The 15,188-nt window shown below is 53.2% G+C and carries 13 protein-coding genes and 1 other annotated feature; of the genes, 7 read left to right on the forward strand and 6 right to left on the reverse strand.

What is annotated here, in order from left to right; all coding sequences use genetic code 11:
* Window positions 1-5 precede the first annotated feature (5 nt).
* Genes hisH through hisG form a run of 5 tightly spaced genes read right to left on the reverse strand, consistent with a single transcriptional unit; the run spans window position 6 to window position 5,024 of the window.
* Window positions 6-596, reverse strand: coding sequence for an imidazole glycerol phosphate synthase subunit HisH (gene hisH, locus AACU55_RS22755; protein ID WP_134706178.1), 591 nt, complete (start codon window positions 594-596; stop codon window positions 6-8).
* Window positions 596-1,660 carry a bifunctional histidinol-phosphatase/imidazoleglycerol-phosphate dehydratase HisB gene (hisB, locus tag AACU55_RS22760; RefSeq protein WP_015689709.1) on the reverse strand — a complete coding sequence of 355 codons (1,065 nt, stop codon included), beginning with the start codon at window positions 1,658-1,660 and terminating at the stop codon, window positions 596-598. The genes hisH and hisB overlap by 1 nt, the downstream gene beginning before the upstream one ends.
* Before the next feature lie 14 nt (window positions 1,661-1,674).
* Complete coding sequence (gene hisC / locus AACU55_RS22765; protein ID WP_134706179.1) at window positions 1,675-2,808, reverse strand: histidinol-phosphate transaminase; 1,134 nt, start codon at window positions 2,806-2,808, stop codon at window positions 1,675-1,677.
* Window positions 2,808-4,121: a histidinol dehydrogenase gene (gene hisD / locus AACU55_RS22770; protein ID WP_037034855.1), complete on the reverse strand. Its 1,314-nt coding sequence runs from the start codon at window positions 4,119-4,121 to the stop codon at window positions 2,808-2,810. Before hisD ends, hisC begins: the two co-directional genes overlap by 1 nt.
* A 3-nt stretch (window positions 4,122-4,124) precedes the next feature.
* Window positions 4,125-5,024, reverse strand: coding sequence for an ATP phosphoribosyltransferase (gene hisG, locus AACU55_RS22775; protein WP_134706180.1), 900 nt, complete (start codon window positions 5,022-5,024; stop codon window positions 4,125-4,127).
* 73 nt (window positions 5,025-5,097) lie between these two features.
* Window positions 5,098-5,219: a sequence feature (His leader region), on the reverse strand.
* 329 nt (window positions 5,220-5,548) lie between these two features.
* Between hisG and AACU55_RS22780 the strand changes: the two genes are divergently transcribed.
* The 7 genes from AACU55_RS22780 (at window position 5,549) to cheW (ending at window position 13,411) form a co-directional block, all read left to right on the forward strand.
* Window positions 5,549-6,373 (forward strand): SDR family oxidoreductase, encoded by an 825-nt coding sequence (locus AACU55_RS22780; RefSeq protein WP_134706181.1) that lies wholly within the window; start codon window positions 5,549-5,551, stop codon window positions 6,371-6,373.
* Window positions 6,374-7,635: 1,262 nt separating this feature from the next.
* Window positions 7,636-7,980 (forward strand): flagellar transcriptional regulator FlhD, encoded by a 345-nt coding sequence (flhD, locus tag AACU55_RS22785; RefSeq protein WP_013575090.1) that lies wholly within the window; start codon window positions 7,636-7,638, stop codon window positions 7,978-7,980.
* A gap of 2 nt (window positions 7,981-7,982) precedes the next feature.
* Window positions 7,983-8,591 carry a flagellar transcriptional regulator FlhC gene (flhC, locus tag AACU55_RS22790; RefSeq protein ID WP_013575091.1) on the forward strand — a complete coding sequence of 203 codons (609 nt, stop codon included), beginning with the start codon at window positions 7,983-7,985 and terminating at the stop codon, window positions 8,589-8,591.
* 176 nt (window positions 8,592-8,767) lie between these two features.
* A complete protein-coding gene (motA, locus tag AACU55_RS22795; RefSeq protein WP_013575092.1) occupies window positions 8,768-9,658 on the forward strand; it encodes a flagellar motor stator protein MotA in 891 nt (296 codons plus the stop codon).
* Entirely contained in the window at window positions 9,655-10,758 is a 1,104-nt protein-coding gene (motB, locus tag AACU55_RS22800) for a flagellar motor protein MotB (protein ID WP_013575093.1), read from the forward strand. The genes motA and motB overlap by 4 nt, the downstream gene beginning before the upstream one ends.
* A gap of 36 nt (window positions 10,759-10,794) precedes the next feature.
* The gene (cheA, locus tag AACU55_RS22805; RefSeq protein ID WP_205960137.1) at window positions 10,795-12,831 is read left to right on the forward strand and encodes a chemotaxis protein CheA; all 2,037 of its coding nucleotides are present in this window, start codon (window positions 10,795-10,797) and stop codon (window positions 12,829-12,831) included.
* Window positions 12,832-12,913: 82 nt separating this feature from the next.
* The gene (gene cheW / locus AACU55_RS22810) at window positions 12,914-13,411 is read left to right on the forward strand and encodes a chemotaxis protein CheW (protein WP_013575095.1); all 498 of its coding nucleotides are present in this window, start codon (window positions 12,914-12,916) and stop codon (window positions 13,409-13,411) included.
* A gap of 752 nt (window positions 13,412-14,163) precedes the next feature.
* Here the strand turns inward: cheW and ftrA are convergent.
* Window positions 14,164-15,177 (reverse strand): transcriptional regulator FtrA, encoded by a 1,014-nt coding sequence (gene ftrA, locus AACU55_RS22815; RefSeq protein ID WP_037034847.1) that lies wholly within the window; start codon window positions 15,175-15,177, stop codon window positions 14,164-14,166.
* Between the last annotated feature and the right edge of the window lie 11 nt (window positions 15,178-15,188).

Genomic DNA, 15,188 nt, shown 5'->3' on the forward strand with positions numbered 1-15,188 from the left:
GCTGTTTACATCTCCAGAAAGTTTTTCAGCAACTGTGCGCCCGCGGCACCGGAACGTTCGGGATGAAACTGCACGCCGAAGAAGTTGTCTTTTTGTACGGCGGCGCTGAAGGGCTCGCCGTAAAGTGTCTGAGCGACCGTGTTTTCGCATACCGGCATGGCAAATCCGTGGACGAAATAGAAGTAAGCATTTTCATCAATGCCGCGGAATAAATGGCTGTCGGCGTTGGCGGTGACCTGATTCCAGCCCATATGTGGCAGCGGCAAACCAAGGTCTGGCATGCGCCGCACCGGCGTCTCAATAATACCCAGCGTATCGATACCGCCATTTTCTTCGCTCGATGAAGCCAGCAGTTGCATGCCCAGACAAATCCCCAGCACCGGTTGGGTGCAGGCTTTGATCAGGTCAATAAGCTCACGCTGTTCGAGCTGTTCCATCGCCGCCTGCGCCGTGCCGACGCCCGGTAAAAACAATTTGTCAGCCTGCAACACAATCTCCGGTTCACGGCTCACCGTTGGCTCATAGCCCAGACGCTGAACTGCATATTTCACGGAAGAGAGGTTGGCACAGCCGGTATCAAGGATAACGACATTCATCACAGCACTCCTTTCGAGCTCGGCAGGGTGTTGCCATCCACACGAATTGCCTGGCGCAGTGTGCGGCCAAAGGCTTTGAACAGGCTCTCAACACGGTGGTGATCGTTCTTGCCTTTAGTACGCAAGTGCAGGGTACAGGCCATCGCATAAGACAGTGAACGGAAGAAGTGTTCGACCATTTCCGTGCTCAGGTCGCCGACGCGCTGATAGTTAAATTCAGCTTTGTATTCCAGGTGCGGACGCCCGGAGATATCCAGTGCACAGCGAGCCAGACATTCATCCATAGGCAGTACGAATCCGAAACGGCCAATGCCACGTTTATCGCCCAGCGCTTTGTTCAGCGCTTCGCCCAGCGCCAGTGCGGTATCTTCCACCGTGTGGTGATCGTCGATATACAAATCGCCTTTCACTTCGATGTTCATACGAAAACCGCCGTGCGTAGCGATCTGATCCAGCATATGGTCGAAGAAACCGACGCCGGTACGGATTTTGCTTTCACCTTCGCGATCCAGCCAGACATCCACATCAATGGCCGTTTCACGCGTTACGCGGTTAACTTTTGCATGGCGGTCACGTTGAGTCAGTTGCTCTGCAATCGTCGCCCAGTTCAGCGTATCGCGCTGATAACGCAGCCCGGCGATACCCATATTGGCCGCCAGCTGGATATCAGTGTCACGGTCGCCAATCACATAACTGTTTGCCGTGTCCAGTACGCCGCTTTCCAGATAACCCGCCACCAGTTTGGTTTTTGGTTTACGGCAATCGCAGTGATCGGCTGGCAGGTGCGGACAAATCAGCACCTCGTCGAAAACGATGCCCTGTGAAGTCAGGATCTGCATCATCAGGTTGTGCGGCGGGTCGAAGGTTTCCTGCGGGAAACTGGCGGTGCCCAGACCGTCCTGATTGGTGATCATCACCAGTTTAAAACCGGCATTTTGCAGCGCTAAGAGTGCCGGAATGACGCCCGGCTCGAGGGCCAGTTTGTCCAGACGGTCGACCTGAAAATCTTCAGGTGGCTCGGAAATCAGGGTACCGTCGCGGTCGATAAACAGTGTTTTTTGCAATAACGGACTCTGGCTCACATGTGCTCCTTGCGGGGGCTATTTTGATTATCATTAAGAGTGAATGCGGTAGCGCCAGGTAAAGGCTGCAGGGCGGTGATCACCCGTTGCAGTTCTTCCCGGGTACCGATTGTGATCCGCAGGCAGCCGGAAAGTCCCGGTTGCTTGTTCTGGTCACGCAGGATAATGCCCTGATCCCAGAGGTTTTTAAAGACGGCACTTGAAGCGTAGAAGCGGACGAGGACGTAGTTAGTGTCGCTGGCAAAAACCTCTTCAACGCAGGCGCATTTTTCCATTTCTTCCCGCAACCACGCGCGGTTTTCCGTCACTTCAGTCACCCGCTGACGCATTATCGCCAGCCCTTCCGGGCTCAGCGCCTGTGCAGCGATATCGGCTACAGGCGTAGATAAAGGATAAGGCGCGATCACTTTCATTAATAACCCAATCAGGTCGCTGTTGGCGAGCGTGAAGCCGCAGCGCAAACCGGCGAGGGCAAACGCTTTGGACAGCGTGCGCAAAATCGCCAGGTGCGGATATTCCTGCAACCAGCCCGACACTGTCGCCTGCGGGCAAAATTCAATATAGGCCTCATCGACCGCTACAATGGCGCGTCCGCGGGTCATTTCCAGCACAGCACGAATCTCTTGCGGATCGATGATATTGCCGGTCGGATTATTCGGGCTGCACACATAAACCAGTTTCACGCCATCCAGCGCGGCTTCAATGGCCGGGAGATCCAAAGACCAGTCGGCTTTTGCGGCCACGGTGCGGCCTTCCACGCCAATTGTCTCGGCGCTGACGCTGTACATGCCGTAAGTCGGCGGGCAATAAAGAATAGCGTCTTTGCCCGGTTCACAGAATGCGCGGATCAACAGTTCAATGCCTTCGTCTGCGCCACGGCTGACCAGCACCTGTTCCGGGTCAACACCCGCATAAGCTGCGTAACGGTTGATGACCAGCGCAGGCTGACATTCCGGATAACGGTTAAAGGTCTGCTGCGTCAGTTCAAACTGTGGCGCGATGGCGTATTCGTTAGCGTTAAGCCACACATCACCGTTGCCGCCGAGACGACGTGCGGACTGATACGGGGTCAGTTCCTGCACATTCTTACGTGCCAGCGCCTGAACGCTGAGGGTGTTTTCATTGCTCATCAGCGTTGCTCCTTTAAAGCGTTAACGCGCAAAGTCACGGCATTTTTGTGTGCGGTCAGTTGTTCAGCCTGCGCCAGGGTTTCGATGGTATTTGCCAGACCGAGCAAACCTTCAGGCGTTAACTGCTGAACGGTCATGCGTTTCTGGAAATCTGCCAGACCGAGGCTGGAACAGGTGGCCGTGTAACCGTAAGTCGGCAAGACGTGGTTGGTGCCGGAAGCGTAATCGCCTGCGGATTCCGGTGACCAGTCACCGAGAAATACTGAACCGGCGCTGGTGATACTGTCGACCAGTTGCTCCGGCTCACGGGTTTGCAAAATCAAGTGCTCCGGACCGTACGCATTGCTGATTTCGATACACTGTGCGATGTCTTTCGCCACAATCAGACGGCTGCTTGCCAGTGCCTGACGGGCAATCTCGCTGCGGGATAATGTCTGCAACTGGCGTTCAACGGCTTCGCCGACCGCCTGCGCCATTTTCAAATCCGGCGTCAGCAAAATCACCTGAGAATCGGGGCCGTGTTCTGCCTGAGAAAGCAAATCAGAGGCGACAAAGTCAGGTGTTGCGCCACTGTCGGCAATCACCAGCACTTCTGAAGGCCCGGCTGGCATATCGATTGCCGCGCCGTCCAGGCTCTGACTGACCTGACGCTTGGCTTCGGTGACGTAGGCATTGCCCGGCCCGAAGATTTTCGCCACGCGCGGCACGGTTTCGGTGCCAAAGGCCAGCGCGGCAATTGCCTGCGCACCGCCAAGCTGATACACCTCTTCCACGCCACACAGTTGCGCGGCATACAGAATTTCATCGGCAATCGGCGGCGGAGAACACAGCACCACTTTCTGGCATCCGGCAATACGCGCCGGGGTCGCTAACATTAATACGGTGGACACCAGCGGCGCAGAACCGCCCGGAATATACAGGCCCACGGACTGAATAGGGCGGGTCAGTTGCTGGCAACGTACGCCTGGCTGGGTTTCGATATCCACCACAGCCAGTTTTTGTGCCTGATGAAAAGTATCGATATTGCGCACGGCATGTGCCATCGCCTGTTTAACATCCTCACCTAAACGCGCGGCCGCTGCCCCGATTTGCTGTGCAGTGACGCGCAATTCCTGGACTTCAGTTTTATCAAAGCGGGCGCAAAACTCGCGCAGCGCACTGTCACCTTCACTGCGCACGCGGCGCAGGATTTCACTGACAGATTCGGTAATACGGTCAGACGCCGAAATTGCCGGGCGTGTCAGCAGCTCGCGACGCTGTTGTTCGTCGCATTGCTGCCAGTCAATCGGGGTAGTGAACGCGTCAGGCTTCATGGCTTACTCCATCATTTTTTCGATTGGCAGAACCAGAATGGAGCTGGCGCCGAGCGCTTTCAGTTTCTCCATCGTTTCCCAGAACAGGGTTTCGCTGCTGACCATGTGCATGGCCACACGTTGCTGATCGCCTGCCAGCGGCAGAATGGTCGGACGCTCAGCGCCCGGCAGCAGGGCAACGATCTCATCAAGACGCTCACTCGGCGCGTGCAACATAATGTACTTGGATTCGCGTGCCTGAATAACGCCCTGAATACGGGTCATCATTTTGTCGATCAGCAGTTGTTTCTCTTGTGGCATTTCGCCGTCGCGCTGGATAAGACAGGCTTTGGAGCGATAAATCACTTCCACTTCACGCAGGCCGTTGGCTTCGAGCGTGGCGCCGGTAGAGACCAGGTCACAAATCGCATCCGACAAACCGGCGCGCGGGGCGACTTCCACAGAACCGTTCAGCAGGCAGGATTTGAAATCGACGCCTTTTTTATCGAGATATTGCTTGAGCAGGTGCGGATACGAGGTGGCGATGCGGGCGTTTTGCAGGCTTTGCGGACCGGTATACTCCGTGTCCAGTGGCGTCGCCAGTGACAGACGGCAACCGCCAAAATCCAGACGACGCAGGGTGAAATAACGCGGGTCTTCGCCCTGGGCGCGGCGGCTCAGCAACTCTTCTTCCAGCACGTTTTCACCGATGATGCCCAGATCCACCACACCGTCCATCAACAGCCCCGGGATATCGTCATCACGCACGCGCAAAATGTCGATCGGCATGTTTTCTGCGAAGGCGATCAGACGCTGTTCCTGCAGGTTGATTTTGATCCCGCAGCGGGCCAGCAGTTCGCGTGATTCATCGCTCAGGCGACCTGACTTTTGCATTGCTATCCGTAAACGTGTTTTATCCAGCATGATGACCTCAGTTTCTTAATTATTTATCGTAAAAATCGTTTGTTTAAAGGCGTTAACTTCAATCCGTCAGGCCAAAAAAAAGCCCCCGGAAGAAATCTTCCGGGGGCTATCTCTGCGTTCTGCGCCACTGGAAGATCTAAACAGTCTCCCAGCACCAATCGCCTGAAAGACTAGTCAGGGTGATGGTGATGACGGTGGTTAATCAGAACGTTTGTCATGTCAGTGTCTCAGTATGTTCATTTATATGCCGCGTGATTCAGATTTGAATCATTCGCCACACATATCAAATTCGCTGCCAATAAAACTAAACTATCGGGCGGTAACAGCGCAACCTTTTTTTCCGATGATGAGTTTTTCTTATCCGCAGCAGGGTTTTCATCGAATAAATGAATGATCTGTTAACAGAGGCAGAGAAAACCTTACGCAGGCTGAACCGGGAAAAGGTGACATTTGCTAGTATAAAGGAAGCAGTATCAGCAGTGGGTGATGTGATGCCACATGCCAATGAAACAACGGAGCGAAGTATGAAGAAGGTTTCGATTATCGGACTGGGCTGGCTGGGAATGCCACTGGCGATGGCGCTGGCTTCAAAAGGTTATCAGGTGGTCGGCAGTAAAACCACGCCGGATGGGGTAGATGCCGCCAGAGCCGTGGGGATCGAGTGTTTCCCGCTGGTGTTTACGCCGCAGATGGAATGTGCGGCGGAAGATCTCGATCAGTTGCTGAATGTCGATGCGCTGATCATTACCCTGCCTGCGCGCCGGACGGTGGAAGGCAGTGAACTGTACTTCCAGGCGGTACAGCTGTTAACCGACAGCGCGCTGGCGCATAACGTCAAACGCATTATTTTCACCAGCTCGACATCTGTTTATGGCGAAGGAGAGGGGGTGGTGCGTGAGGGGTCGTCGCTTGAACCGGTCACGACCAGCGGAAAGGTGCTCAAAGAACTCGAAACCTGGCTCCATGGTTTACCCAATACGTCTGTCGATGTACTGCGTCTGGCCGGTCTGGTCGGCGGCGATCGCCATCCGGGACGTTTTATGGCCGGAAAGACGCAGGTGAAAGGCGGTCAGCATGGCGTCAACCTGGTGCATCAGGATGATGTGATTGCCGCGATTGCGTTGTTACTCAGTCTGCCGAAAGGCGGCCATACATATAACCTGTGCGCACCTGCTCATCCTGCCAAAGCGGAGTTTTATCCGGCGCTGGCCAGACAGATGGGGCTGGAGCCGCCGACTTTTGCTGAACAAGCTTCAGCAGAGAAGGGCAAAATCGTCGATGGTGAGCGGATCTGCAAAGAACTTGGCTTTGAATATCAGCATCCTGATCCGCGAACCATGCCTTTTTAATCACCAAACGCGGTGTAGATAATTTCACGTTATGACCTGCCGGAAATTTCGGCAGGTTGTTAAGTGTCTGCTGCATTAACGTTCGGAAAACCCCTTTCTCATGTGCAGGAAATTATTCATTTATCCTGCAACGCCTATTTTATCCTTCCGTTTAATTAGCCGGCTTAATGGCGGTACATTTTTTAAGCTTGCTGTCTAATATTCTTCTGACAGCGTAGTTAAAAATGCGTTTTAATCGCTAATCTGCAGGTGAAACTGGCGACAGATGCTGGTCTGGTAATAAAATTCCTAGTCACGCGCTTTTTATTTGCTATTGCGCGGTATAAAGCACTTTTTTAAGCACAATGATTAAAGTTTTCCTGAACAGTTGCCGATAGGTTAAGTTCGGCACCACTATGCCATTCCATCACTTCTTCTTATCAATCCGGCCTTGTTGCTGGATGTTTCCGCATGTCCGATCATAAATTATTACAATAATTGTCTTTTTATTTCTTAAACCGCGTGCTTGCTCACGGTTTAAGAACAATTCGCGCTTAATTTCCTCACAAACCATTAGGACAACTCCCCGAAAACCCTTGTGCTGACTGGGTTGAGTGTATTTAGCACAATGATCATGCTATTTGAAATTTCCAGCATAAATAGCTGCATGAGAAGTTATTAATTATTATCTGTGCTGTTCATTTGGCTTTGGTTGGCCTTTGTACAAATTGATCTAAAAAAGGCTAAAAAAGGCTGTCTGAAGAGAGCTTTTTAGACGCTTTTTTACTTTTGGCTTAAAAATGCGCAAATTTTTACGATAAATTGCACTTTCAGAAGCAAAATAAAGTCATAAAGTGTGATCTCCATCACACTTTATTCAAAATTCGTCAACGGTAAGATTGTATGTATAAAGGAAACGGGGTTAGAGTTGCAGCGTAGTAAGATTATTCCTAATAATGTATGTAAAAGCGTTTCACTGAATGAGGCGCCATCACAGCAACGGACTCTGCCAGTACACCAAAACTAAAGTGTTTTTCGATTACTTAGCAGTGCAATTGTCACAATTAATTTAGTTTACATCAGGAACAACTTTGTATTGGCGGTGAAGTAAATACCGCGTGATAAATCTAATAATCATCGTGAGATTTATTAATCAGCCAATGATCCAATTGTTTTGATAGTAAAAAATACTCCTGTCACGCCGGGTAAAACTCTTGCTGCATGGAATATGTCTATCAATCCGCCGTCTTAAAAAAACGGCATCGGTAATGGGGTAGAACAGAATGTCCGAATTGCTTAAGCACATATATGATATCAACCTGTCATATTTACTGTTGGCACAGCGTTTGATTAACGACGAAAAGGCCTCGGCGATGTTTCGCCTGGGGATCGATGACGTTATGGCAGATACCCTGAGACAGCTGACGCTGCCTCAGATGGTGAAGTTAGCTGAAACGAACCAGCTTTTGTGTCAGTTCCGCTTTGATGACAGCAAGACAATTGAACGCTTGACCCAGGAATCGCGGGTGGATGACTTACAACAAATCCATACCGGTATCTTGTTGTCCAGCCATCTGCTGAAAGGCCTGGCCGCGAAAGAAAGCGGCGCGATGAAGAAAAGGGCGTAGCTATGTCTGGTAAAGATGCGTCAACCAAGCCAGCAGAAAAAAGTATTGTTCAGGAAGCACGGGACATTCAGCTGGCTATGGAACTGATTACGCTGGGTGCCAGATTGCAGATGCTGGAAAGCGAAACGCAATTAAGTCGTGGCCGACTGATTAAATTGTACAAAGAGTTGCGAGGAAGTCCTCCCCCGAAAGGCATGTTGCCGTTCTCTACTGACTGGTTCATGACCTGGGAACAGAACATCCATTCCTCCATGTTTTACAACGCTTACTCTTTCCTGCTAAAGAGCGGCCACTGTAATGGCGTGGAGGCGGTGATCAAGGCTTATCGTTTATATCTGGAACAGTGTCCTGAGCAGCCGGGGGAAGCGCCGATCCTTGCGCTGACCCGTGCCTGGACGTTAGTACGTTTTGTCGACAGCGGCATGTTGCAGCTTTCAGCGTGTAACTGCTGTGATGGCTCATTTATTACCCATGCACACCAACCCCGCCACGGGTTTGTTTGCAGTCTTTGCCAGCCCCCGTCCCGAGCAGTAAAAAAACGTAAACTTTCCCCGCAGGTTGCCGATATAACATCTCAAGAGCTGGACGAACAGGTCAAGCACGCAGTTTGAGATAGTTGGGTTGCAGTAAGTCGTTCTGAGCGGTGGCTACCACCGCTCATCAATTCCCCCCTAACATCTCAGCCATTCTCTGACACTTTTTATGCACGTTTCTACGGCACAAATCGGTCAGGCACATGGCGCGCGCTTAACCTCGCCCTAAAACCACATCGAATTAAGGATTCATCGTGCTAGTGATAATAGGTTACATCGTGGTGTTGGGCTCTGTGTTCGGCGGTTTCATGCTCGTCGGCGGTGAGCTGGGCGCGTTATACCAACCCGCAGAATTGCTCATTATTGGCGGTGCCGGCATCGGTGCCTTCTTCGTCGGTAACAACGGCAAAGCGATCAAATCCACCATGCGCGCGCTGCCGCAGTTGTTCCGCGCATCAAAATACAATAAAGCGTTGTATATGGATCTGATGGCGCTGCTTTACCGGGTATTAGCCAAATCACGCCAACAGGGGATGCTGTCGCTGGAAAATGACATCGACAATCCGGCCGAAAGCGACATTTTTGCTAATTATCCGCGCATCCTTGCCGATAAACAGTTAGTCGAATATCTGACTGACTATCTGCGCCTCATGGTCAGCGGCAACATGAATGCCTTTGAAATTGAAGCGCTGATGGACGAGGAAATCGAAACTTACGAGCACGAGAGTGAAGTGCCGGCGAACAGCCTGGCGCTGGTGGGTGACTCACTCCCGGCATTCGGTATCGTCGCTGCGGTAATGGGGATCGTACATACCCTGGCCGCTGCTGACCGACCTGCCGCAGAACTCGGGGCACTGATTGCCCACGCGATGGTCGGCACCTTCCTCGGTATCCTGCTGGCGTACGGTTTTATTTCTCCGCTGGCCAGCGTGTTACGCCAGAAGAGTGCTGAAAACGCCAAAATGATGCAGTGCATCAAGGTGACATTGCTGTCGAGCATTAACGGTTATGCGCCACAAATTGCCGTCGAATTTGGCCGTAAAACGTTGTACACCTCGGAGCGGCCTTCCTTTATTGAACTGGAGGAACACGTTCGCCAGGTCAAGTCGCCGGGTCAGAAACAAACTGAAGAAGAAAAAGTATGAAGCATCAGAGCCATCCAATCGTTGTTGTACGCAAGAAAAAGAATAAGCACGGCGGAGGGCATCACGGCGGTTCGTGGAAGATTGCTTACGCTGACTTTATGACAGCGATGATGGCTTTCTTTCTGGTGATGTGGCTGATTTCGATCTCCAGCCCTAAAGAACTGGTGCAAATTGCCGAATACTTCCGTACCCCCCTTGCGGTGGCGATCACCGGCGGGCCGCGCAGCAGCGATGCTACCAGCCCGATCCCGGGCGGTGGCGAAGACCCGACCGTACAGGACGGGGAAGTCCATAAAATGGAGCAGTCGCAGGGGGCGAGTAAGCGTGAGTCGGACGATTTACAGCGGTTGCAGCAAAAGCTGGAAGACATGCTGGCGTCGGATCCGCGGCTGAAAGATTTACGTCCACACCTGATGATTAACCTGACCGAGCAGGGTTTGCGCATTCAGATTATCGATAGCAAAAACCGCCCGATGTTCCAGCTTGGCAGCGCGATTGTTGAGCCGTACATGCGCGATATCCTCAGGGCGATTGCCCCGGTACTGGATGGTTTTCCGAACAAGATCAGTCTGGCGGGGCATACCGATGACATGCCGTATGCCACAGGTGAACGTGGCTACAGCAACTGGGAACTGTCGACTGAGCGCGCGAATGCTTCACGTCGCGAGATGATGAGCGGCGGCCTCAGCGAAGGGAAAGTCCTGCGGGTGATGGGCATGGGGTCTTCCATGCAACTGAAAAACCACCCGGCAGGTGACGCCATCAACCGTCGTATCAGTATTTTGGTCCTGAACAAACACGCGGAAGAAGCGATTGAACGGGAAAACAGCGAGGGCGAGGCGATCACGATCAGTGACGCTGGCGAGCTGCAAAGACAAGTACAAGGCACACAAAAAGTGCCGGCATTAGCACCAAAAATGAGTTCGGCTCCGGCAGCTCCGGCGTTAGCGCCACAGGCAAACCCGGCACCGGCCACACCAGAGAAAGCACCATCAATACCCGGGATTGAGACGCAGACGCCAGTGACACCCTCGGCAGGCGCTCAACCTGCGACGGCAGCTCCGGCTGCCGCGGCGGGCACGGCACCTGCGACACATTAACAAGCCGCGATTCACAGCAGAGGTGATCACGTGAGCATGGATATTACTGATTTTTATCAGACATTTTTTGATGAAGCAGACGAGTTGCTGGCGGACATGGAACAACATCTGTTGTTACTTGATCCGCAGGCGCCTGACATTGAGCAACTGAATGCGATTTTCCGCGCAGCGCACTCAATCAAAGGCGGTGCAGCCACGTTTGGATTTACGGTTTTACAGGAAACGACTCACTTACTGGAAAACCTGCTCGACGGTGCTCGTCGCGCTGAAATGAGCCTGAGCACCGACATCATCAACCTGTTTCTGGAAACAAAAGACATTATGCAGGAGCAACTCGACGCCTATAAATCTTCCCGGGATCCTGACGCAGAAAGCTTTGAATATATCTGTGCGGCCCTGAGACAACTGGCCCTCGAAGCGCAACAGGCGCGTGAACCTGTGCCTGATCTTCACGTGGTTGAAGACCAGACAGCGGCACAATCTGTCGCGACAGCGCCGGTTGCACCCGCTGCCGGGAAGGGCGATTTGCGCGTTCGTCTCTCCGGCCTGAAAACACAGGAAATTCCTGTGATGCTGGAGGAACTCGGCAATCTTGGCGAGATAAAAGATCCGGTTCAGACTGATGACAGCGTGGAAGCCACCCTGGTCACCACGGTTAGCGAAGACGACATTATTGCCGTGCTGTGTTTTGTGCTGGAGCCGGAACAAATCAGCTTCACTCACGCCCCGGCAGCGGTTGCTTCTGAAGCCGTTGCGGTTGCCGCATCCGCGCCTGTTGTGGCGGAAGTGGCCGCAGCACCGGCGGTCGTCGCCCGTCAGGCTCCGGTACTGACGGCAGTGCCGAACAGCGAACCGGCGAAAGCCCGTGCACCTAAAGCCCCTGAATCCACCAGCATCCGTGTTGCTGTTGAAAAGGTTGACCAGTTGATCAACCTCGTGGGCGAACTGGTGATCACCCAGTCCATGCTGGCACAGCGTTCAGATCTGCTGGATCCGGTTGTCCACAGTGACCTGCTCAACAGCATGGGCCAGCTCGAACGTAATGCCCGTGATTTGCAGGAATCGGTGATGTCGATTCGTATGATGCCGATGGAATTCGTGTTCAGCCGCTTCCCGCGTCTGGTGCGAGATCTGGCCAGCAAACTGAATAAGCAAATCGAACTGACACTGCTTGGCAGCTCGACCGAACTGGATAAGAGCCTGATCGAACGCATCATCGATCCGTTAACGCACCTGGTGCGTAACAGTCTGGATCACGGTGTGGAAACGCCGGATGTGCGTATTGCCAATGGTAAAGAACCCACCGGTAACCTGACGCTTTCTGCGGAACATCAGGGTGGCAATATCTGCATCGAAGTGATCGACGATGGTGCCGGTCTGAACCGCGAACGTATTCTGGCGAAAGCCGCATCGCAGGGCATGAACGTCCATGACAACATGAGCGATGAAGAAGTCGGCATGCTGATCTTTGCCGCTGGCTTCTCGACCGCAGAAAAAGTCACTGACGTTTCAGGCCGTGGTGTCGGCATGGACGTGGTGAAACGAAACATTCAGGAAATGGGTGGGCACGTTGAAATCCATTCCCAGCAGGGCAAAGGCACCACCATCCGTATCCTGCTGCCACTGACGCTGGCGATCCTCGACGGGATGTCAGTGAAAGTCGGTAAAGAAGTCTTCATTCTGCCACTGAACGCGGTGATGGAATCTCTGCAACCGCTGTCAGAGGATTTGCATCCGATGGCCGGTGGCGAACGTGTTCTGCAGGTGCGCGGTGAATACCTGCCGCTGGTTGAGTTGTACAACGTCTTTGATGTTGAAGACGCCAAAACCGAAGCCACGCAGGGCATTGTGGTGATTTTGCAGAGTGCAGGGCGTCGCTACGCGTTGCTGGTTGATCAGTTGATTGGTCAGCATCAGGTTGTGGTGAAAAACCTGGAAAGCAACTATCGCAAAGTACCGGGCATTTCCGCCGCCACTATTTTGGGCGACGGCAGTGTGGCGCTGATCGTGGACGTGTCTGCACTGCAGTCACTGAACCGCGATAAATTAGCAACAGGCTCCTCCGCCGCATAACAAGCAAAGCTGCCGGTGACCGCATGGTTGCCGGGTGTGAAAAACTCAGGCCGATTTAAAGATAAAAGCAAAGGTGAACAACATGGCAGGACTTGCAACCGTGGCGAAAATTGCGGGCGAAACAGTAGGTCAGGAATTTCTGATCTTTACTTTAGGCGATGAAGAATACGGCATCGATATCCTCAAAGTGCAGGAAATCCGTGGATACGATCAGGTAACCCGTATTGCTAACACCCCGGCCTTTATTAAAGGTGTCACCAACCTGCGCGGCGTCATCGTGCCGATCCTCGACCTGAGGGTGAAATTCGCTCAGGAAGATGTGATTTACAACGAAAACACGGTGGTGATTGTACTTAACTTCGAAAACCGCGTTGTCGGGATCGTGGTTGATGGCGTATCAGACGTGCTGTCGCTGAGCCAGGATCAGATCCGCCCGGCACCGGAATTCGCCGTGACCATGTCGACGGAGTATCTGACGGGGTTGGGTTCGCTGGGTGACCGTATGTTGATCCTGGTGGATATTGAGAAGCTGCTGAGCAGTGAAGAAATGGCACTCGTTGATAGTGTGACGAAAATTTGATTTTCGTTTTTAAGGTCAAGGTCAAGGTCGTGGCCTCGCCGCCCACACTGGCCCAGAGACCCGCAATCGCGCGGGCCTCTGGACTCCACGTTTTTTTCACTGCGCGCTGTCGCAGGCACGACGGACATGTTCTGTCACCGTAGCGTGTGGCGCAAAATCTTGTCGCTCCGCGATGCCTTCTCCCGGTCCTGAAGCCCCCGGTCTTCAGGCCGCTCCGTTCAGCAAGATTTTTGATCACGCCAGTCTCGATCGAATAAAACCCTCGTTCTGATTCTTCCTGTTAAAAATAAGGGCAGAAGTTTTTTTCTTGCTCGTTCCCCGGCGAAGGGGAAGGCCGGGATGGGGTATTAATGACATCTCCAGACTGACCCTCTTTTTTGCACTGCTCCTAACTCATTGATTTAATGAGTGCACGCGAACACACAAAAAAAGAGGGTATTTCTGCTAAAACAGGGATAATCTCTTGCCGTTCAAAGCGTAAACCTGAAAACCCAACAGTTCACTGCCGGACAGGCAGCTTAGAAACTCAGTGGCGAAGATGGAACAGCCGGATAACGGTTCACTGCCGCACAGGCAGCTTAGAAAAGTGTGCAAATCGTTTGTTAACGAAACCCTGCGTTCACTGCCGCACAGGCAGCTTAGAAAAACGACAAGCACGCGCACAAAAGAAGAATCCAGTTCACTGCCGGACAGGCAGCTTAGAAATGCATCACCAGGGCGGCGGAAGTCCACTGCCGCCAGCCCCCCAAAACTCACCCCACCAAATCCCGTTCAACAAACGTCTTGCGCCATTGTGTCGGCGACATGCCCAGCCGCTGGCGGAAATGATGACGTAAAGTTTCCGGCGATCCGAAACCGGCCTGTTCGGCAACGCGGTCAATACTCAGTGTGCCGTTTTCCAGCAGGGCGCAGGCTTTTTCCAGCCGCACGGTCAGCATCCATTCTCCCGGTGTGGTGCCGGTAGCATCATGGAAGCGGCGCAGGAAGGTGCGGCGGCTCATACCGGCTTGTCTGGCGAGCTGATCAATCACCAGCGGTGTATTGAGATGGCCGCGTAAGTCATCGAGCAAGGGCGCCAGCGTTTTTGTCTGATGCCGTGGTACCGGTTGCTGGATCAACTGAGCCTGATTCCCTTCGCGCAGCGGCGGCGTCACCATGCGGCGCGCCGTACGGTTAGCGACTTCGATACCATAATCACGGCGGATCAGATGCAGACACAAATCGACGCCCGCCGCACCTCCGGCAGAAGTGATGATGCTGCCTTCATCGACATAAATCATGCCGTGCTCAACCTGCACGTCAGGGAATTTTTGCGCCAGGACATCGGTGCTGTTCCAGTGCGCCGTCGCGCGTTTACCGTCCAGCAAACCCGCAGCGGCCAACACGAAACTTCCCGCGCAGATCGACACAATTCTTGTCCCGTTGTGATGGGCTTTTTGCAGCGCAGCAATCAGCCGCTCAGACGCCGGTTCGTGAATGCTTCGCCAGCCGGGGATCACAATCGTACCGGCGTCTTCCAGCAGTTCCAGCCCGCCATCCACCACCAGCCGCACGCCACCTTGCGCGCCGAAAGTCCCTTCTTCTACCGACGCGACGGCTAACTCGTACAGCGGTTCGCCCGTGAGTTCATCGGCACGGCCAAAGGCTTCGACGGCGATGCCAAACTCGAAGGTACACAGACATTCATAAGCCAGCAGCACCAGTCGCCGGTTGGGCGCAGCGGGATGGCGGGAGGAAGACATCAGCGGCAGATCAACTTTTTGCATGAAAGGATAAC

It is taken from the genome of Rahnella sp. CJA17(1/100) (assembly GCF_963881615.1).
Classification (GTDB): Bacteria; Pseudomonadota; Gammaproteobacteria; order Enterobacterales; family Enterobacteriaceae; genus Rahnella; species Rahnella aceris.